The organism is Bradyrhizobium sp. 62, assembly GCF_023073035.1.
In the GTDB taxonomy this organism is placed as follows: Bacteria; Pseudomonadota; Alphaproteobacteria; order Rhizobiales; family Xanthobacteraceae; genus Bradyrhizobium.
Genome location: NZ_JADPIT010000002.1, coordinates 21,942 through 41,509, shown reverse-complemented (window position 1 = coordinate 41,509; position 19,568 = coordinate 21,942). Strand labels below are relative to the sequence as shown.

Below are 19,568 nucleotides of genomic sequence, written 5' to 3'. Positions count from 1 at the left end.
GATGGACCGCCTCATGGATTGCCTCCACTCGCACCTGGCGGAGGTGCGGGTGCGGGTCGAAGGGCGTCGTAGGCGTGCTGGCCCCGTCCTGCGACCAGCTGCATCGCCTGATCGATCGGGATGCGGGCGATGTTGTGGTCGCGATCGACCCAGGCATAAGTGGTGAGCCTCGCTCGCTGGGCGGCCTCGAACCGGGTCAGGTCGTCCTCCGGCGAGGTCTGGAGCTCGGGCGAGGGAAACCGGTTTTCTAGGCGGGGCGTGAATGCGCCCGGCGCCTCGCTATTCAGGAACAGCAGAATTCCCGCAATCGCGGCGCCCACGAAGAGCAAGAAGCTGCCGACGATGGCGAGAACGGCGCGGTTGTCTATGCCGGCCGTTTCTGGCAGCGCGCGGCTGCCCATCTCCTCATTCGGCATGGCGCACCTCTGCGGATGCGGTGCCCTGCCCAAAGAGGGCCGAAGCCACGGTCAAGGTGAGGAGGGCGCCGAGAGCGGTGAGTGCAACATGAACTTGCGCGGAAAATGCCGGCACCAGGAGCCAAGCGAAGTGCATGACAGTGCCGAAGAACAGCAACAAGCCGACTATGCGCAAGCCTGCAGGGCTGCGGCGCACGTCCTCCAACAGCAACATCGCAAACGGAAGCACGGCTCCGGTGACGAATGCCACGAGGAGAATGTTGGTCCATACGTCCGTGCTGCGCCTCAGGAACCACTCGGCCTTGTGAGGTAGATCGCCGTACCAGGCCACCACATATGTCATGTATTCGAGGTAGACGACGCCCAGCAGCGTTGCGATCAAAAGGCTGCCGATATCGCTCAGCGCTTTGCCATCGACGTTCGACGTTGCAAGCACGGCGACAACGGCCAGCGCGGCGAGCAGCTGCTGTATTGCAATCATGGAGGCGAAGGCGGTGGAAACGTAATGCGGTTCGACGGAGAGGAACCAATCGACCGCAACCATGCTGATGGTAAGCCCGAAGAACGCAAGTCCGAGCGCGGCCAGTAGCCGTCCACCTAGTTTAAGACCGAAAGTCACTCCGAGCACGGACCATCCGATCAATGCGATCACGGCACGCAGGACAAACCACGGCTGGCCGAGGTACCAGCGCGCAATGTCGGGCCTGATCTGGCTGGCATCCGCGGCCCAGGGGTAGATGTCAGTCAGTCCGGCGAGAACGGGGACGAAGGCGATGGCGACGAGGGGCACCATAAGTGCGAGGGGTCGCAGCACCGGTCCGGCCGCAAAGCCCCAGCGGCCGCCGGTCAAGCGATGAATCAGCAGCAGCGTCATGCTGCCGATGGGGGCGCAGCTCCAGATCGCAAATCCCAAGAGCCAGCCCTGGAGCAGGCTCGGATAGGGGCCGAGTCTCCCGGCCGCGAGCACGAGGCCAGAAGCGAGCAAGATCACCACGAGGCCCGCTGCAATTCGCGGCGTCCAAATTGCTCTGAGGGCAGGGCGGCGGAGCACGGCGGTCACGGCAGCTTGCTCCTCAGCTCCGGGACGTCGACGACGTCGGCGTGTTGCGACTGCTGCAGCGCGCGGATATAGGCGGTGATCGCCCAGCGGTCGCGCGGCTCGACGCGCGCAGCGTAGGAATACATCACGCCGTAGCCATGAGTGATCACGTCGAAGAAGTGTTGAGCATCGGCCGAGCGGAGGCGCGCGGAATGGTAGGACGGGGGTGCGGGAAAGCCACGCTGCACGATCATGCCATCGCCGTGGCCGGACAACCCGTGACACGGGGAGCAATAGATATCGTAGCGCTCGCGGCCGCGGGCCAGCAGCGCCATGTCGACCGCGGGCGGCTTGGTGATCTGCTGCAAACGGTCGAGATCGCCCTGTGCAACGACCCCTTGCGGTAAGGTCTGGGCTTCGGTGCCATCCTTGAACAGCGCAGCCTTCGAGAACGTGCCGTAGCGATTCTGCTGAGACATGGAATGATCGCCACAGCCGGTGAGCGCCGATGATAGCAACAGCAGCCATGGCAGCGCGCGGGCGGTCATGGCGTGCGCAGCTCCGTGACCGCGACGGCGCCGGCGTCGCGGAGGACCGTCCTCAGCTCGTTCGGGTCGCCGTCAGAAGCGGCCAGCAGGAAGTAGCGATCCTGCGTTGCGCGTTCGAAGCCCGGAATCTCGAACATTGCATCGTGGAGACGAGGCAGGCGGCACGACCAAAAAAAGGTGATGGCGCCGGCGAGCGCGGCCGCGAGGACACCCACCTCAAACGGCACCAGCAGGAACACCTGCCAGGAGTTCAGTGGCCGGCCGCCGCTGTTGATGGGATAGTCGATCACCGCGCTGTACCATTGCAGTGCGAAAGCGAATGCTGCAGCTCCGAGGCCGCCGGCAAGCATCACACCGCGAATTGCGGATCGGCCCTGCCCAAGCTGTTCGGCGAGCCCTGCGATCGGATAAGGCGCGAATGCTTCGAGTGCGGCGTGTCCCGCGGTACGCACGCGCTCTAGCGCCGCCTTCAGCGCTTCACCGTCGAGGAATTCCGCCACAAGCTTAGCCGTCATGCCGCGGCCTCCTGATGGGCGAGCTCGCGCATGTCGAACATCGACACGCTCGGTATCAGCCTGATGAAGATCAGGAACAGAAAGGCGAAAAGGCCGAGCGGCGCGACAAGAAAGCTCCAGTCCCAGAACGTGAAGTGAAACGTCCGCCACAGGGACGGCATGTAACCGTGCGAAAGCGTGTTCCAGACGATGAGGATGCGCTCGAGCCACATTCCTATGTTGATCGCGACAGCAACAGGAATCAGAATGAAGAGCGACCGTCGCGCGAAGGGCCACCATAGCAACTGCGGGATCAGGCAGTTGCAGGCCAGCAAGGCCCAGTACAGCGGCGCGTAGGTTCCAGTGAACTCGAAGCGAACCACGTCACGGTCGGCATGCTCACCGCCGTACCAGCCCATGAACCACTCCGTCGCATAAGAATAGAACATGACGATCGAGGCCATCAGCAGGATGCGGGCCATCACCTCGAAGTGGCGGCGGTTGATAATCGCCTGAAGGCTGAGGCCCCAGCGGATCGCCGCCGCCAGCACCACGACCATCGCGAATCCGGAGTACATCGCGCCGACGACGAAGTAGGGTGGGAAGATGCTCTCCTGCCAACCGGGCATCAGACTCGCCGCGAAGTCGAGACCGACGATCGAGTGCACCGAGCAGACCAAAGGCACGCCGAGGGCAGCCATCGTGGTATGCAGTGTCTGCAACCGGGACCACTCGCGCGCCGAGCCGCGCCATCCCAGCGCAAATGCGCCGTAGAGCAGCTGGCCGGCACGGCGGGGCGTGCGGTCGCGCATAGTCGCGAGGTCGGGGATCAGGCTGACATACCAGAACAGAATGGAGAACAGCAGGTAGCTGACGATGGCCCAGAAGTCCCACACCAGGGCACTGCGCCATTGCGGCCAAAGCGCCATGGTGTTCGGATATGGCGCGAGCCAATAGGCGTAGATTGGTCGACCGAGGTGAACGATGGGCATCAGCCCGGCGATCGCAACCGCGAACAGCGTCATGGCTTCCGCGAAGCGATTGATCGAGGCGCGCCATCTTTGTCGGGTCAACAGCAGCATCGCCGAAATCAATGTGCCTGCATTGCCGATTCCGATCCACCAGACGTAGTTGGCGATCGCGACTCCCCAGACGATGGTGGAGTTGATGCCCCAGATGCCGATGCCCTGGTAGAACAGCCACGCGATTGCAACGAACAGCCAGAGCACGAACGGCAGGGTGATCAGGAGGGCCAGCCACCATGTTTTGCCGAACCCGGTGAAGAGCGGATCAGCCACCGCCTGGGTAACTGAGGCGTCGCCCGCCCGCGCGGCCGAGATCCAGCGGTGCGCCGGTGGATGCTGGGGAAGGAGAACTTCGCTCATGTCCGCCCCTCCGGGTTCAAAGGTGCGGGATTGCGCACATCGGCAAGATAAGTGGTGCGCGGCCGCGTGCCGAGGTGGCCGAGCAAGGCATAGTGGCGCGGGCGGCCTTCTTGTGGTTGATCTCTGCGTCAGCCTGGTTCAGGTCTCCGAAGCTGATGGCGCGGGTCGGACACGCGTTCTGACAGGCTGTCTGCACCTCGTCTGGACCGAGCGGCCGGTTCTCGCGTTCCGCGGCGCGACGTGCGCCGCTGATGCGCTGGACACAGTAGGTGCATTTTTCCATGACGCCACGGGCGCGAACGGTCACCTCCGGGTTCTTCTGGCCGCGATAGGATTCCGCGCCGAGATTGCCGTATTCCTCGCCATCGGCATAACCGAAGAAGTTGAAGCGACGAACCTTGTAAGGGCAGTTCGCCTCGCAGAAGCGGGTGCCGATGCAGCGATTATAGACCTGCGCGTTGAGGCCCTCACTGTCGTGAACGGATGCGGCAACAGGACAGACGGGCTCGCACGGGGCGTGCTCGCAATGCATGCAGGGCACCGGCTGAAAGCCGATCTGCGGACTGTCCGCCGAGCCAAGATCATAGCCATCGACGCGCATCCAGTGCATGTCGCGCCCCATCGCGACCTGCTCGGGACCGACCACAGGGACGTTGTTCTCCGCCTGGCAGGAGACCACGCAGGCATTGCAGCCGATGCAGACCGAAGTATCGATCACCATCGCCCAGGCATGCTCGTCGCCGGGCTTCACGCTCGGCGGCATCAGGCTGGGTGGATCCGGGTCGACTGGCCCTGGCAGCGGCTGGCCGAGCTGAGACAGCGGATAGAGTTCGCGCACATCTTCCGGCGTCCGGACGATGTTCTGCGTCGTAAGGACCGGCTCACGGCGCCCCGTCGGCTGGATCGAGACCTGCGGAAGGTGCCATCGGTTCCCGGCTGTCCGGAGTGTATAGGCGTTGGCACCGACGCCATTGCCGATCGCGCCGGCATTCTGCCGCCCCCCGCCGAGTGTGAGCGCGCCGACGCCCATGGCCATCCCAGGTTCAGTCATCACGGGCACCTCGATCGTTCGGCCGTTCGCGGCGACCGTGACGACGTCGCCGGACGTGACACCGAGGCGGGTTGCCTCATCCGGATGCAGCGCGAGCGCATTGCCCCAGACCTGCTTGCTCAGCGGTTTCGGACATTCCTGGAGCCAGGCGTTGTTGGCGTATGAGCCATCCCAGAGGCAAGGATCAGGGCGCAGAACCAGGCTGATCTCGTCATCGCGCTTGTCGTGAGGCTCGGGATCCGCGAGTGGCGGCAGGAGCGGAGCAGCGAGGGAAAAAGCAGTGGCGCCGTTTCCTGCAATGATCCCGTCGTGCAGCACGCGCCGCCACCATGCCTCGAAATCCGCGGCGGCCGCGGTCGGCCAGGTCTGCCGCACCAATTCGTAAGCGCCCGCGTCTTCTGCGCCGCTCAGCCATGCGAGAAGCTCGTGCTCGCTGAAGCTCTCGTAGAGCGGCTTGATCAGAGGCTGGATGATGCTGGCCGTCCCGTCACCAGCCCGCAGATCCGACCACGTTTCCAGCCGATGGCTTTGCGGGACATGCCAGTTGGCGATTGCCGCGGTTTCGTCCGCGTACTCGCCCATATGAAGGCGAAAGGCTGCTTTCTGCGCCCGGGCCCCGAAGTGCAGATCGGATGGTGCGTCATAAGCGGGATTGACGCCGATCATGACGAGCTGACGCACGCGGCCGGAGTCCAGATCGCCAGCGAGCTGTTCAAGCGTTCCCGCCTGCTTGCCGGATGGCGTGCGATCAATGGGATCGATGAGCCGAACGGGCGCATCGAGCTGGGCATTGATCCAATGCACCAATGCGTGGACTTCCCTGGACATTGCCGGGCCCGCGATGACGAGCGCCTCGCCCTTGTGGGAGTTCAAGTCGGCTGTGATCTTCCGAAGCAGCAGACGTTCGCGGTCGGCAAGTTCGGTGGCGCTTGCATTCGCGCCGAGCTCCCGCGCGAGGCTCGCCGCGAATCGTTCGATCGCCTCGGGACGAAGCGCCAGACGTTCGTCCGCCTTTGCTCCGGTGAGCGTGAGTGCGCTCTCAAGACAATAGAGACGCGAGAAGGCATTCGGCTCGCCGCGGCTAATTGCGTAGCCGCGGCCAATCCGTATCTGATCGGGGCCATGCCCGAGCGGATCGGCATCGAGCGCGACGATCACCCGGGCCTTTGCGAAATCGGCAATGCTGCGCACAGGCTGGCCATAAGCGAGCTGCCCACCTTCATGCCCGTTATCGTCGTCCGTTGGATCGTACGCGTGCCACGAAGCGGCCGGGAACGCCTGAAGCAGGCCATCGATCTGGCGCAGCAGAGTCGGGGAGGTGGTTCGCCCGGTCAACAAGCGCAGGCCTTTACCCTGGCTGCTGCGGGTCTCGGAGAGTTCGGTCACCAGCGCTCGGTTCAACGCTTCGCGGGGCGCAATCGCGCCATTGTGCAGGATCGTGCGCGAGCGGTCGGGATCATACAGCGAAAGAACGGCTGCTTCAGCGAAAACGTCCGTGGCACCCAGGCTGCCCGGATGACGCGGGTTGCCTTCCACTTTGATCGGCCTGCCGTCAATAGAAGTCACGATCACGCCGCGACCGATCCCCGCCAACGGAAGTGTCGTTGCGAATTTCAGCGGTTCCCCGGGAACGATGCGCTCTGGCATCCTGACATAGGGCAGGATCTGCTCGTCGGGTTTGCTGCAAGCCGCGAGCCCACCCGCCATGCCGGTCGCCAGCAAGCTGAGCGCCTGACGGCGATTGAGCTTGCTGCGCCCGGCAGGATTTGGCCGCGTCGGCAATTCCTTCAGCGGTGGCATATCGTGCAGTCCGTCAAATGCCTCGTGTTGATGTGATAGCGTGCGGCAAGCTTGGGCCCGACCTCGGCCTGGTTCTTCGGGGTCTGCCAGGTTGGATCGAAAACCGCTTCGCGTGGACGCAGGTAACGTTCAGGAGCGCGGTGACAATCGAGACACCATTGCATCGTCAGCGGCGCGGCTTGGCGCATCAGCCGCATCCCGCCCACGTCGCCGTGACAGGTGGTGCATCCAACCCCTTTTGCGACATGGACCGAATGATCAAAATAGACGTAGCCGGGGAGGCGGTGCACGCGCTCCCAGGCCATTGGCTGGTTCTTGCCAAGACTCTCGCGCACCGGCGCGAGCATCTGCGCGTTGGTCCATATCTGCGAATGGCAGGTCATGCAGGTCTCGGTCGGCGGGATGCCGGCAAAGCGCGCGTTCTCCACCGAGGTGTGGCAATACCGGCAGTCCAGGCCGAGACCGGAAACGTGATGCTCGTGACTGAACGGCACCGGCTGGTTCCGCGTGACGTTTTGGTTGGTGATGTAAGGGGATCGCATCACCTCATAGGACAGTCCCACCGCAAGCACCGGCATCGCTCCAATCGCTGCGATCACCACCGTCGCAATCGTGTTCGCGCCGGGACGAAAAAGCTGCATTCATCGACCCCCTGCCGCACGCCTTGCTCACGCGCGGATTCGGACCGGTACCGACTTTGCGGCCGGCGTCTTCGAATGGATGTCGTGGTGCGACAGCGGGATCAGGGGATTCATTTCCGGATAGTAGGCTCCAAGGCATCCGTCCGGCAGCTTGAACGGCGTCACTTTAAGCGGCCCAACCTCACGCTCGATGCCGTCTTCTGCGTCGCTGACGAGATAGACCATCTGCCCATCCTGGAGTCCGGCACGTGCAATCTCTTCGGGGTTCATCAGCAGCACATCCCGTGTGCCCTCGATCCCCCGCAGGCGATCGCTGTACCCGTAGATCGTGGTATTGAACTGGTCATTGCTGCGCATCGTGAGCAGCCGGAATCGGCCGGGGGCGTCCGCGAAGCCGGTGGAGCTGAGAGTCTCCGGAGCAGTAAATTCCGCCTTGCCGGTTTCCGTCTTCCAGATCCGCTCGCGCGCGGAGTTGCCGCGATAAAACCCGCCGGGCGTGAACATCCGTTCATTGAAAGCGTGGAATTGGTCCGGGTAGGTCTCCGCGATCTCGTTGCGAATGAGATCGTAGTTGCCGACCCATTCGTCCCATTTCAGCTTCGGGTTCGTGGGCAAGGTCGCCGTGGCGAGACCTGCGACGATGGCCACTTCCGATTTCAGGTGCTCGCTCGCAGGCTTGCGCAACCCGATCGAGCCCTGGATGCAGCTGAAAGTATCCTCCATGCTGACGGCTTGCTGCCCGCTTGCCTGGATGTCTTCTTCGGTGCGGCCGAGGCACGGCAAAAGATAGGCGGCCTTGCCCTGCACGAGGTGGCTGCGGTTGAGCTTGGTGGCAATCTGGACCGTCAGCTCCAGTCCGCGCCAAGCTTGTTCCATCTTCGATCGCTCGGGAATGGCACGGACGAAATTACCGCCGAGCCCGATGAACGCCTTGACCTTGCCGGCGAGGACGCCTTCGCAGGTCTCAACGGTGTTCATGCCCTTGTCGCGTGGCGGCTCGAATCCGAATTGCTTGGCGTATTTGTCGAGAGGGACCAATTCAGGCTTCTCGGAGATGCCGACGGTACGCTGGCCCTGGACGTTCGAGTGTCCACGCACGGGCGAGATGCCGGTGCCATCTCGTCCGATGTTGCCCTTCAGGAGCAGCATGTTCACCAGCATCGCCACGTTCTCGAAACCGTGCACGTGCTGGGTCAGGCCCATGCCGTAGATCCCGATCACGCGATCAGCCTCGACATAGACCTGAGCTGCGCCTTCGATGGCCGACCGGCTAAGACCGGATGCGGTCTCGATCTCGCTCCAGTCCGTTGCCCGGACCTTGGCCTCGAACGCTTCGAAGCCGTGGGTGTGCTGTTCGATGAAGGGGGCGTCGAGAACTCTCTTGCCCTGCTGTTTGGCTGCGTCGTCCGCGGCGAAGACGTGCTTGCAAATTCCCATGATGACGGCAATGTCGCCGCCGGCCTTCACCTGGTGATACTGACTGCTGATCTGAGTCGCCTTGCCGGTCAGCATCTCCGTCGGATTCTGTGGATTGACGAAAGTTTCGAGGCCTTTCTCGCGGACCGGATTGAAGGTGATGATCTGGACGCCGCGCCTGGCTGCGTCCTGCAACGGATGCAAAAACCGCGGACTGTTCGACCCGGTATTCTGACCAAAGAAGAACATCGCGTCACAGTTGCTGAGATCGTCGAAGACCACAGTGCCTACGCCCGCGCCGATCAGCTTCTTGAGCGCGACGGACGTCGTCTCGTGACACATGTTGGAACTGTCAGGCAGATTGTTGTTGCCGTAGACCCGCGCGAACAGCGCGTACAGGTACGATGTCTCGAGGCTCGCCCGCCCGGACGAATAGAAAATTACGGATTTCGGATCGAGTGCCTTCAGCTGCGCGCCGATGGCTTGAAATGCTTCGTCCCAGCTGCATGGCACATAACAGTCAGTAGCACCGTCATAGCGCAGTGGTTCGGTCAGGCGGCCCTGTTGTTCGAGATCGTAGTCGGTCCATGAGCGCAGCTCAGTCAGTGTATGCTTGGCGAAGAAATCGGGCTTGCACCGACGCGTGGTGAGCTCCCAAAGAGTAGCCTTGGCGCCATTCTCGCAGAACTCGAAGGCGTGATAGTCGGCCGGCTTGGCCCACGAGCAGGAAACGCACATAAAGCCTTTAGGCTTGTTTTGGCGACGGAGCGTATTCAACGCTCCCGGCGAGTCCCACTCCTTGCCGAAGATTCGGGCTATTCCCTTGAGCGACCCCCATCCGCCAGCTGGACCGTCGTATTCCACCGTCTTCTCGGTGTTCTCGTCACCAGTTTCGCGTGCTCGCGTCATGATCTTGCTTCTCTTCGGGAACCGGCTGGCCTGTGCCTCGGCAACGTATGTTGGTGAGGCGGGTTCCTCGGTCCGCGTTTTTGACATCAGAGGAAGCACAGCTGCGCTCGAGCGAAATTTGCAGTGTGCTCAACACCATGGACGGAACTGAGCCTCTGTCTCTCCGGGCCGACGATAGTTTGCGCGCTGCCGTACAAAGAAATCTCGAGCTGGAACCGGGCTCGCCGGAAGAGGTTGCCAGACGCAGATCGGGAGCGGGACGTGGATGATCGCTGCACACTGGACAAGCCGGAGCTGGTTTGGCGAGGCAGCCGACCAATCCCGTCCTGGCGCAGGGTGGCAGAGGAGCGGCCGATCGCGCTCACTTACAACGGCTCGACTTATGCGGTGATGATGGCCTCGCCCGCCGACCTCCTGGATTTCGGTATCGGCTTCAGCTTAAACGAGGGCATTGTCGAACGTTGCAACGACATCATCAGCGTTGACGTCGTCGAGCTCGAGCTCGGTTGCGAGTTGCGGATCTGGCTTGACGACTCCCATTGTGATCGCCTTGCCACCAGGCGAAGAGCGATGGTCGGGCCGGTCGGCTGCGGCCTGTGCGGAATTGAAAGCCTGGAGCAAGCTTGCCCGCCGCCGCCGCGCATCGTCAGCCGGGGTGGATTTCGCCCCTTCGACATCCTGTCAGCGATGCGCGCCCTGCGCCCGCTCCAGCATCACAACCAGGCGACAGGGGCCATGCACGCTGCGGCGTTTTGGGACGGCAATGCTATTCGATCGATAAAGGAAGATGTCGGCCGCCATAACGCCTTGGACAAACTCGCGGGAGCGGTCGCCAGGGCCGGCCTGGAGACGTCACCGGGAGCTGTACTCATCACCAGTCGAGTCTCCGTCGAACTGGTGCAAAAGACAGCAAGAATGGGCGCGCCGCTCCTCGTCGCCGTATCGGCGCCGACTTCGCTGGCGATCGAGACCGCTGAGAGGGCCGGCGTCACGCTCGTCGCGATCGCGCGTGACGATGGCTACGAGATATTCAGCCACGCCAGCCGACTGGGGTTCGGAGAGGGAGACTTGGTTTCAAAAGCCGTGCCCGTCCGCGCCTGAATTACTTTCCTGCCGAATTCATCGGAGAGCCTTGGGGAATCCTAGTCCGGGGGTTTGTTCGCTCTCGTACCGACTTCGGGTGACCGAAAGGGCTCCAGTCGGAACGTCTGGGGCTGGCCAGCGCTGTAGCTGTGTTCATCAAAACTAAAGGAGACAGCAATGAAGAACACGCTTTTGGCGGCCGTCTTGCTTACCGCGGCGGCTTCCAGTCCTGCATTCGCGCAAGGTGGCACTAATTCGGCGACATCCTCTCAATCTGCCCCCAACTCGGGCCAGAACACGGTGGTGCAGAAAATCCAGGATGATCTGAAGAAGGCAGGTTTCACCGACATCAAGATCGTTGCCGAATCCTTCGTCGTCCAGGCCAAGACGAAGGACGGCAATCCGATGGTGATGACGATCGGTCCACATGGCCTGTCCGTGTTCGAAGCCATGAACACGGCCACGACCGGCTCCACAACCAACTCTCAGGGCACGACCGGGGCCAGCTCTTCGAACAACAACGCGGCGCCGAAGTAGTCCTCCATCTTAGACGAACATCGCTACTGGTCCATAGCGGGCCGGCGTTTTTCGCTTGCTGGCGCGGGATGGTGAGCCAATGAAGGCTCGGAGACGTACGCGAGCGTACAGAGATCCGCGAGAACCGGCCAATAGCAGAAGCGTTTGAGCTACGTCGGCTGCGCGAAAGCGAGTAATCCAATGAACGTCAGCGAATTTGTTTGGCACCGGCTCTCCGAGTGGGGCTTGAGCAGGGTGTTTGGCTATCCTGGGGACGGGGTCGGAGGATTGGACGTCGCTCTGGAAGGCGCGAAAGACAAGATGGAATACGTGCAGGTCCGGCATGAGGAGATGGCCGCCTTCATGGCTTCCGCCCATGCCAAGTTTACAGGGCAGGTCGGGCTTTGTTACGCGACCTCGGGGCCCGGCGCGATCCATCTCCTCAATGGTCTGTACGACGCCAAGATGGATCATGTACCTGTGGTCGCTCTCGTCGGCCAGCAGGCGAGGAGCGCGATCGGGGCGAGCTACCAGCAGGAAGTCGATCTGCAGGTCCTGTTTCAGGACGTGGCAGAATACGTCGGACAGGCAAGCGTACCCGAGCAGGTGCGCCACCTGATTGATCGCGCCGTGCGCATTGCCCACAACAAGCGCGCCGTCACTTGCGTGATCCTTCCTAAGGACGTGCAGGAACTGGACTACCGGGATCCGCCGCTGGCGCATGGGGCAACACATACCGGGACCGGTTACGCCGATCCCGCGAAACGTCCCGATGAAGCTTCGCTACGCGCGGCGGCCGAGGTGCTGAACAAGGGCAGCAAAGTCGCGATGCTGGTCGGAGCGGGTGCTCTGACCGCGACCGACCACGTGATCGCAGTCGCAGAGCGCCTTCAGGCCGGAGTCGCCAAGGCCCTGCTCGGCAAAGCCGCACTTCCTGACGAGCTGCCCTTTGTCACGGGTTCGATCGGCTTGCTTGGTACCAAGCCGAGCTGGGACCTCATGAAGAACTGCGACACCTTTCTGATGGTGGGGTCGTCGTTCCCGTACAGCGAGTTCCTGCCGAAACCAGGCTCGGCGCGGGGCGTTCAGATCGACATCGACGGCGCACGTTTGAGTCTTCGCTATCCCATGGAGGTCAATATCGTCGGGGACAGCTCGGCGACCTTGCAGGCGCTGCTGCCCCTTCTGCAGCAGAAGCAGGATTCAGCATGGCGGCAAGAGATCGAAGAGGGGGTGCGGGAATGGTGGCAGACCCTCGAACGGCGGGCAATGGATTCAGCAGAGCCTCTCAATCCACAGCGCGTATTTTGGGAGCTGTCGCCGCGTTTGCCGGAGAATGCGATCATCACCGCGGATTCCGGCTCTGTCGCCAACTGGTACGCGCGCGATCTGAAGATGCGGCGCGGTATGAAAGCCTCGCTGTCCGGTGGTCTGGCTTCATTGGGCGCGGGAACACCTTACGCTGTTGCGGCAAAGATGGCTTACCCTGACCGCACCGTGGTCGCGTGCATGGGCGATGGCGCCATGCAGATGAACGGCCTCAACGTGTTGATCACGATCTCAAAATACTGGAAGAACTGGTCGAACCCGCGGCTGATCGTACTGGTTCTCAACAACCGCGATCTCAATCAGGTCACATGGGAGGAGCGGATTCAGCTCGGCTCGGGCAAGACGCTATCAACGCAGAGCATTCCGGATTTCCCCTACCACCGATATGCGGAGCTTATTGGCCTGAAGGGCATCTTTGTCGATAATCCGGACCGCGTGGGTGCTGCTTGGGATGAGGCGCTGTCCGCGGATTGTCCTGTGGTCCTCGAAGCATATACCGACCCGAACGTGCCGCCGCTTCCTCCGCACATCACCCTGAAGGATGCCAAGAACTTCGTCAGCATGATTCCTTCCGAGCCCGAGCTTGGAAGCGTCCTGAAGAACAGCGCCAAGGAGCTGCTGACGAGCGTGATGCCGGGGAAGGGATGATGCCAGAGGTGCCGATCGAAACGTTGCAGGCGCGGGCGTTCGAGGTCCCGACCGATCGGCTTGAGGCGGACGGCACGATCAGCTGGAGCTCCACCACTCTCGTGCTTGTGGAAGCCGTCGGCGGCGGCAAATCCGGGATCGGCTACACTTACACCGATCGAAGTGCGGTCGGGCTGGTCGCGGGCAAGCTCGCTGGCACGGTCCAGGGCAAGGATGCCTTTGCACCCCAGGCGGCGTGGCTGGCCATGCAGCGGTCGGTGCGTAATCTGGGCCGCGAAGGTCTTGCGGCAACAGCTATTTCGGCCGTCGATGCGGCGCTCTACGATCTGAAGGCGCGCCTTATGCAAGTGCCGCTGGTTCAATTGCTGGGAAGCTCCCGCCCGGCCGTCCCGATCTATGGGAGCGGCGGGTTCACCTCCTATTCCGATGACGGGCTCACTCGCCAGCTGTCCGGCTGGGTCGCGGAGCAAGGCTGTAGATATGTCAAAATGAAAGTTGGCTCGGAGCCGGAGCTCGATCCTCACCGCGTCGACGTCGCGAGGCGCGCGATCGGCGAGCGGGCGGAGCTTTTCGTTGATGCAAACGGTGCCTACGGCGTGAAGCAAGCGCTGCAGCTTGCCGGCGTTTTCACAAGGCAGGGCGTGACATGGTTCGAGGAGCCGGTATCGTCGGATGATCTGCGAGGGCTCAGGGCCATCCGCGAGCGCGCGCCCGCAGGTATGGACGTGGCTGCCGGAGAATATGCTTATACGACCGACTATGTGCGGAGGATGCTGGAAGCGTCCGCGGTCGACGTGCAGCAGGCGGACCTCACACGTTGCGGCGGCGTCACCGGGTTTCTGCAGGCCGCCGCGATTTGCGACGCGTACCACGTCGACCTCTCTGGCCACTGCGCGCCTGCATTGCATTTGCATGCAGCTTGCGCGGTGCCCCGGCTTCGCCACCTCGAATGGTTTCACGACCATGTTCGCATCGAGCACCTGTTGTTCGATGGTGCTCCGCTGGCGCGCAATGGCGCGATCGAGCCCGACCTGACCCGGCCGGGCAATGGTTTGATCTTCAAGGAAGCGGATGCTGCACGTTATGCGGTCTGAGCACGCGAGAATACAAAGAGCCCACGGCCTCACCCCAAACAGAGTGGCGGAGGAGAGGAGCACGCTGACACAGGGGGGTTCATTGCCTGGGGGCCGTTCGCTGTCACGTCCTGACCGCCGCGAGTCCGACAACGTGTTGGCGGCGCGACGGCTCAATCGGGCAGCGGGCACGCTCGCCGCATCGGTCCTTGCCGACAGTGCCGTGGAGCACTACCGCGGCTCTTTCAAGAACAAAGCCATGCTGACGCCGATCGTCGTCGCGGGCCTGACTTTGGCAATGAGCCTGCATGGCACGGCCGACAAGCGCCCCGTCGCTCACAACGCGCGCGACACCTCCTACCTACTGGCAGCTGGAACAGGCCTGCTTGGCACGGGCTTTCACATCTACAACGTCACCAAGAAGGTGGGCGGGTTCAGCTGGCAAAACCTCTTCTATGGCGCCCCACTCGGGGCCCCCATGGCTATTCTGCTGTCAGGCCTGCTGGGCTTCTGCTCGGAGCGGCTGCGCGCCAATGGGCCGCGGCGCCGTCCTCGCGTGCTCAGCCTTCCGGCCGGCAAGACCGTTGCGACGGTTGCAGCGCTCGGCCTGCTGGGCACGAGCGGGGAGGCGGGTCTGCTGCACTTTCGCGGTGCCTTTCACAACCCGCTCATGGCCATTCCGGTCACCCTTCCTCCAATCGGCGCCGGGTTGCTCGGCGCCACCGCCGCCGGGAGCGGAAAGAGCGGGCACCGCGCCACCAGGTGGTGGATGCGGCTGCTCGTCGTAATGGGATTCGCTGGTGTCGGCTTGCACGCCTATGGGATCTCACGAAACATGGGTGGCTGGCGCAACTGGAGCCAGAACATTCTCAATGGTCCGCCGCTGCCCGCCCCACCAAGCTTCGCAGGACTTGCGCTGGCCGGGCTTGCCGCGCTCGAGCTCATGAAAGAGTCGTCCGATGGCTGACAGGACCTCTCAGCGCGGCCCAGGGAATGTTTACCCCGGCTATGACGTCCTTGCGAAGTGGAACAGTCCGTCCTGGAATGACAAGACGCGGGACGTCATCTCGCATCGGCTTGCGGTCGCGAACGAGCCGCGTTTTTTCACGGCGGAAGAATTCGAATCCGTCACGGCGATGGCGAACCGAATAGTTCCGCAGGCCCGCTGGCCTTCGCGTATTCCGGTTGCGGCACTCCTTGATAGAAAGCTGCAAGATGGCGTCCTCGACGGCTATCGCCCAGCCGGTATGCGGCGAGATGGTGAGGCGTGGCGAGTTGGGCTCAATGCCTTCAATGCGGAGGCGCGAAGTTTCTATGGTTTGCGGTTCGCCGAGATCGCCGGGCCTGATCAAGACGCGTTGCTGCAACGCTGCGAGGCCGGTGAATTGCACGCGCGCGAATGGGTCGGCATGCCGTCCGGCGCGTTCTTCAAGCACCGCCTGCTCCGCGATCTGGTTCTGGCATATTACTCGCACCCGGCCGCCTGGAATGAGATCGGCTGGGGCGGACCGGCCAGTCCGCGCGGTTATGTGCGTCTCGATTTCGACGATCGCGACCCCTGGGAGGCCGCCGAAGCCAAGCCCGGAGATGAGGTTACCGCTTTGAGGATCAACCGCCATGTCCGATGATCCCCGGCACAGTCCCCGTGCCCGCAACGGTCGCGCGCCCGACGTTTTCCGGCCGGGCCGCTGGGTCAGCATGAGGGAATACGCCGACAACGAAGCGGTGGATTTCGTCATCGTCGGGACGGGCGCGGGTGGAGGAACGCTGGCCTGCAAGCTGGCCGAACACGGCTTCTCGGTCGTCGCACTCGACGCCGGCCCTTACTTCCGTCCTCTGGAGGACTTCGCCTCCGACGAATCCGAGCAAACCAAGCTCTATTGGACCGACGATCGCATCGTCGACGGGGACAACCCGCTGCGACTCGGGAGCAACAACAGCGGCAAGGCCGTTGGCGGCTCGACGGTGCATTTTGCCATGGTGTCGCTCCGCTTCCGCCCGGAATGGTTCAAAGCTCGAACCAAGCTCGGCTACGGTGCGGATTGGCCGATCGATTGGCGCGAGATGTGGGCTTACTACACGGAGGTCGAGCAGGCCCTCAAAATATCCGGACCGATCAACTATCCGTGGGGACCTCCGCGCCCGCGCTACCCCTACCGCGCCCATCCGCTCAATGCTGCAGCCCGCGCGCTGGCCCGCGGCTGCGAGGCGATGGGCATCGCGTGGACGGAAACGCCGCTCGCCACCCTTTCTGCTCCGCGCGGGCTGGCGCATCCCTGCGTCTATCGCGGCTTCTGTGTCGCGGGCTGTTCGACCAACGCGAAGCAGAGCGCGCTCGTGACCTGGATTCCCCGCGCCCTCTCGGCAGGTGCCGAAATCAGGGACCTGGCGATGGTCGGACGGATCGAGACCGACGACAACGGGCTCGCGATCGGGGTGCACTATCACCGTGAGGATAAGTGGCACTTCCAGAAGGCTCGCAATGTGGTGGTGGCCGGTTATGCGATCGAGACGCCCCGGCTGTTGCTGAATTCTGCAACCGATAAGTTTCCGGAGGGACTGGCCAACAGTTCCGGCCTCCTGGGCAAGAATCTGATGGCTCAGGCGAACCAGGCGGTTTGGGGCGTCATGGACGAGGAGGTTCGCTCATACAAGGGACCTCCATCTCTCGCGATCACCGAGCACTGGAATTATAAGGACGAAGGCAAGGACTTCTTCGGCGGCTACTCCTACATGAGTCAAGGCCCTCTGCCGCAACTCTGGGCCAACACGCAGGCCAGCGCGCATGGACTGTGGGGAGCCCGGCTGGTCGAAGAAATGAAGCGCTACAACCACGTGGTTGGCCTGAAGATCGTCGGTGAAATGCTGCCTCAGGAGAAAAATCGGGTCACGCTCGCCGACGAGGTAGACCAATACGGGATCAGAATTCCCCGCGTCACGTACTCCTGGGGCGACAACGACAAGCGCCTCATCGATCATTCGATCGGCTTCATGAGCCGGGCCCTGACCGCCGCCGGCGCCAAGGACATCTGGGTCCAGCACGACGATACCTGTCACCTTAACGGAACAGCGCGAATGGGCAGTCGCCCGGACAACAGCGTGGTCAACGCGGATTGCCGCAGCTGGGACATTCCCAACCTATGGATATGTGACGGCTCGGTATTCCCGACCGTTGGCGGCGCGAATCCGTCGCTCACGATTCAGGCGATCGCATGCCGCACGGCCGACCGGATCCGCTCGCTGGCGCGGCTGGGAGAGATCAGGTTTTAGCCACCAGGCATGGGAGAGGACTCGATGCAGCACAAGCTTCTCAACGACGATGCTCAGCGAACCTTTGCTGTTGTCCTGGACACCGGTGATGAGGCGATGGCGAGCATCCGTTCCTTCGCAGCAGCGCAGCAGCTTGCTGCAGCTCAAATCACCGGTATTGGGGCATTCAGCAGTCTCACGCTGAAATATTTCGATTGGGAGAAGAAGGCCTACCTGGAAAACCGGGTCGATGAACAGGTCGAGGTTGCATCACTCGTCGGGGATGTCGCGCTTGCGCCTTCAGGCGATCCTTCCGTTCACATTCATCTGGTCGTTGGCCGGCGCGATGGCACAGCGCTCGCAGGGCACTTGGGCTCGGGAGTGGTGCGCCCGACGCTTGAAATGATCGTCACCGAAAGCCCGGCGCATCTCCACAAGATGCACGATCCCGACACCGGGCTGGCGCTGATCAAACTGGAGCAATGACGATGACAAGTCTCGGTTCGACGGTATGGGCGATCCCCGAAGGTTACATCCCAAGCGACAGCGTTAGCGATGCTCACGACCTTGTCTCTCACGAGGCGGCCTGCTTCCTGAACGCCGGGGATCGCGAGGTGCAGGTCGAGATCACGCTGTTTTTCGAGAACAGGGAGCCGGTCGGTCCATATCGCCTGAAAGTGCCGGCTCGCCGCACCCTTCACCTGCGCTTCAACGATTTGAGCGACCCTGCACCGGTTCCGCGCGACACCAGCTACGCGTCTTTGATCGAAGCAAGCGCTCCGGTTGTCGTCCAGCACACCAGGCTCGACTCACGGCAGCCGGCGATGGCGCTGCTGTCGACCATCGCCTACCCGGCTGCGCAGCCATGAAAAGCATAACACCGAGTCCACGGAGTAGGAACGTGCCCGAGAAGCCTGCACCCTCGCCTCTTGTTGCCGTGATCACCGGGGCATCCGCCGGCGTCGGACGGGCGACGGCTCACCGTTTCGCGCGCGCGGGCTGCTCGATCGGTCTCATCGCGCGCGACGCCGAAGCGCTCGAGGAGGTGAGGCGAGAGGTCGAGGATCTGGGTGGACGAGCCATCGCCATGCCGCTCGACGTGGCAGATGCCGCCGCGATGTTCGCCGCTGCTGACCGCATCGCCGGGGCGTTCGGACGGATCGACGTGTGGGTCAATGATGCGATGGTGACGGTGTTCTCGCCGGTTTGGCGCGTGACGCCGGACGAGTTCCGTCGCGTCACCGAGGTGACCTATCTCGGGTTCGTGCATGGAACGATGGCTGCTCTCCGTCACATGCGGCCGGTCAACCGGGGAACCATCATCCAGATCGGATCGGCCTTGGCCTATCGCGGGATCCCGCTGCAGTCGGCCTATTGCGGCGCCAAGCACGCCATTCGCGGCTTCACGGATTCGCTACGAAGCGAGCTCATTCACGAGCGGAGCAGGATCAATCTGTCCATGCTTCAGCTGCCGGCGGTGAACACGCCGCAATTCGATTGGGCACGAGCGCATATGCCCCATTCGCCCCGGCCGGTCGCCCCCGTCGTGGAGCCCGAGGTGATCGCGAATGCGGTCTACAAGGCCGTGCAAAAGCCTGCCAGGGAGTACTGGATCGGTCTCAGCACGCTCAAGGTCATTTTCGGGAATATGCTCGCGCCGGCTTTGCTGGATCGCTATCTCGCCCGAACCTGTATCGCCGGCCAACAGACCGAGCACGCCATCGATGCCATCCGCCCGGACAATCTTGTCAAGCCACTGCACGGCCTGCATCGCACCCGAGGCAGCTTCGGTTCGGAAGCGGTCGATCAGGCCTTCGTCGCGCCTGCGAGCCTGCTGCGGCTTGGGCCTGTTGCGGCATTGATCGGGATCGTCGCGGTCGCGCTGGCCGCCCAAGCGAGCGCTTCTGAACGCAGACACACTGGGATCGAACGACACCGTGCACGGAACCAGCGATCCAGGTGAGCACGGGC

The 19,568-nt window shown here is 62.8% G+C and carries 17 protein-coding genes and 1 pseudogene; 10 read left to right on the top strand and 8 right to left on the bottom strand.

The genetic code is table 11. From position 1 onward, the window contains the following. Window positions 1-11 precede the first annotated feature (11 nt). The 8 genes and pseudogenes from IVB47_RS00195 to IVB47_RS00160 all read right to left on the bottom strand — a co-directional run bounded on the left by IVB47_RS00195 (window position 12) and on the right by IVB47_RS00160 (window position 9,699). Window positions 12-416: a hypothetical protein gene (locus IVB47_RS00195; protein WP_247327381.1), complete on the bottom strand. Its 405-nt coding sequence runs from the start codon at window positions 414-416 to the stop codon at window positions 12-14. After that, window positions 406-1,476, bottom strand: coding sequence for a hypothetical protein (locus IVB47_RS00190; protein WP_247459214.1), 1,071 nt, complete (start codon window positions 1,474-1,476; stop codon window positions 406-408). Before IVB47_RS00190 ends, IVB47_RS00195 begins: the two co-directional genes overlap by 11 nt. Continuing rightward, window positions 1,473-2,003 carry a cytochrome c gene (locus IVB47_RS00185; protein WP_247459211.1) on the bottom strand — a complete coding sequence of 177 codons (531 nt, stop codon included), beginning with the start codon at window positions 2,001-2,003 and terminating at the stop codon, window positions 1,473-1,475. Before IVB47_RS00185 ends, IVB47_RS00190 begins: the two co-directional genes overlap by 4 nt. After that, the gene (locus IVB47_RS00180) at window positions 2,000-2,518 is read right to left on the bottom strand and encodes a DUF3341 domain-containing protein (RefSeq protein WP_247400199.1); all 519 of its coding nucleotides are present in this window, start codon (window positions 2,516-2,518) and stop codon (window positions 2,000-2,002) included. Before IVB47_RS00180 ends, IVB47_RS00185 begins: the two co-directional genes overlap by 4 nt. Further along, entirely contained in the window at window positions 2,515-3,882 is a 1,368-nt protein-coding gene (gene nrfD, locus IVB47_RS00175) for an NrfD/PsrC family molybdoenzyme membrane anchor subunit (protein WP_247400196.1), read from the bottom strand. Before nrfD ends, IVB47_RS00180 begins: the two co-directional genes overlap by 4 nt. Further along, window positions 3,879-6,733: pseudogene (locus tag IVB47_RS00170) on the bottom strand (4Fe-4S dicluster domain-containing protein). The gene nrfD and the pseudogene IVB47_RS00170 overlap by 4 nt, the downstream one beginning before the upstream one ends. Further along, window positions 6,721-7,374, bottom strand: a complete 654-nt coding sequence (locus tag IVB47_RS00165; RefSeq protein WP_247400192.1) for a cytochrome c3 family protein — start codon at window positions 7,372-7,374, stop codon at window positions 6,721-6,723. Before IVB47_RS00165 ends, IVB47_RS00170 begins: the two are co-directional and overlap by 13 nt. A 27-nt stretch (window positions 7,375-7,401) precedes the next feature. Then, window positions 7,402-9,699 carry an FdhF/YdeP family oxidoreductase gene (locus IVB47_RS00160; RefSeq protein ID WP_247459529.1) on the bottom strand — a complete coding sequence of 766 codons (2,298 nt, stop codon included), beginning with the start codon at window positions 9,697-9,699 and terminating at the stop codon, window positions 7,402-7,404. 261 nt (window positions 9,700-9,960) lie between these two features. Between IVB47_RS00160 and fdhD the strand changes: the two genes are divergently transcribed. The 10 genes from fdhD (at window position 9,961) to IVB47_RS00110 (ending at window position 19,560) form a co-directional block, all read left to right on the top strand. Further along, complete coding sequence (gene fdhD / locus IVB47_RS00155) at window positions 9,961-10,800, top strand: formate dehydrogenase accessory sulfurtransferase FdhD (protein ID WP_247459209.1); 840 nt, start codon at window positions 9,961-9,963, stop codon at window positions 10,798-10,800. A gap of 159 nt (window positions 10,801-10,959) precedes the next feature. Beyond that, window positions 10,960-11,319, top strand: a complete 360-nt coding sequence (locus tag IVB47_RS00150; protein ID WP_247459207.1) for a hypothetical protein — start codon at window positions 10,960-10,962, stop codon at window positions 11,317-11,319. Between the two features lie 180 nt (window positions 11,320-11,499). After that, on the top strand, window positions 11,500-13,275 hold the full coding sequence (locus IVB47_RS00145) for a thiamine pyrophosphate-requiring protein (RefSeq protein WP_247400184.1): 1,776 nt from the start codon (window positions 11,500-11,502) through the stop codon (window positions 13,273-13,275). Next, window positions 13,272-14,369 carry an enolase C-terminal domain-like protein gene (locus tag IVB47_RS00140; RefSeq protein ID WP_247400182.1) on the top strand — a complete coding sequence of 366 codons (1,098 nt, stop codon included), beginning with the start codon at window positions 13,272-13,274 and terminating at the stop codon, window positions 14,367-14,369. Before IVB47_RS00145 ends, IVB47_RS00140 begins: the two co-directional genes overlap by 4 nt. 133 nt (window positions 14,370-14,502) lie before the next feature. After that, a complete protein-coding gene (locus tag IVB47_RS00135; RefSeq protein ID WP_247459205.1) occupies window positions 14,503-15,315 on the top strand; it encodes a hypothetical protein in 813 nt (270 codons plus the stop codon). Then, entirely contained in the window at window positions 15,308-15,976 is a 669-nt protein-coding gene (locus IVB47_RS00130) for a gluconate 2-dehydrogenase subunit 3 family protein (RefSeq protein WP_247459203.1), read from the top strand. The genes IVB47_RS00135 and IVB47_RS00130 overlap by 8 nt, the downstream gene beginning before the upstream one ends. Then, a complete protein-coding gene (locus IVB47_RS00125; RefSeq protein WP_247400175.1) occupies window positions 15,966-17,618 on the top strand; it encodes a GMC family oxidoreductase in 1,653 nt (550 codons plus the stop codon). The genes IVB47_RS00130 and IVB47_RS00125 overlap by 11 nt, the downstream gene beginning before the upstream one ends. Before the next feature lie 24 nt (window positions 17,619-17,642). Next, the gene (locus IVB47_RS00120; RefSeq protein ID WP_247400173.1) at window positions 17,643-18,083 is read left to right on the top strand and encodes a PPC domain-containing DNA-binding protein; all 441 of its coding nucleotides are present in this window, start codon (window positions 17,643-17,645) and stop codon (window positions 18,081-18,083) included. 2 nt (window positions 18,084-18,085) lie between these two features. Continuing rightward, window positions 18,086-18,466: a sensory rhodopsin transducer gene (locus IVB47_RS00115; protein WP_247400171.1), complete on the top strand. Its 381-nt coding sequence runs from the start codon at window positions 18,086-18,088 to the stop codon at window positions 18,464-18,466. 32 nt (window positions 18,467-18,498) lie between these two features. Next, window positions 18,499-19,560: an SDR family oxidoreductase gene (locus IVB47_RS00110; protein WP_247400169.1), complete on the top strand. Its 1,062-nt coding sequence runs from the start codon at window positions 18,499-18,501 to the stop codon at window positions 19,558-19,560. Window positions 19,561-19,568 lie beyond the last annotated feature (8 nt).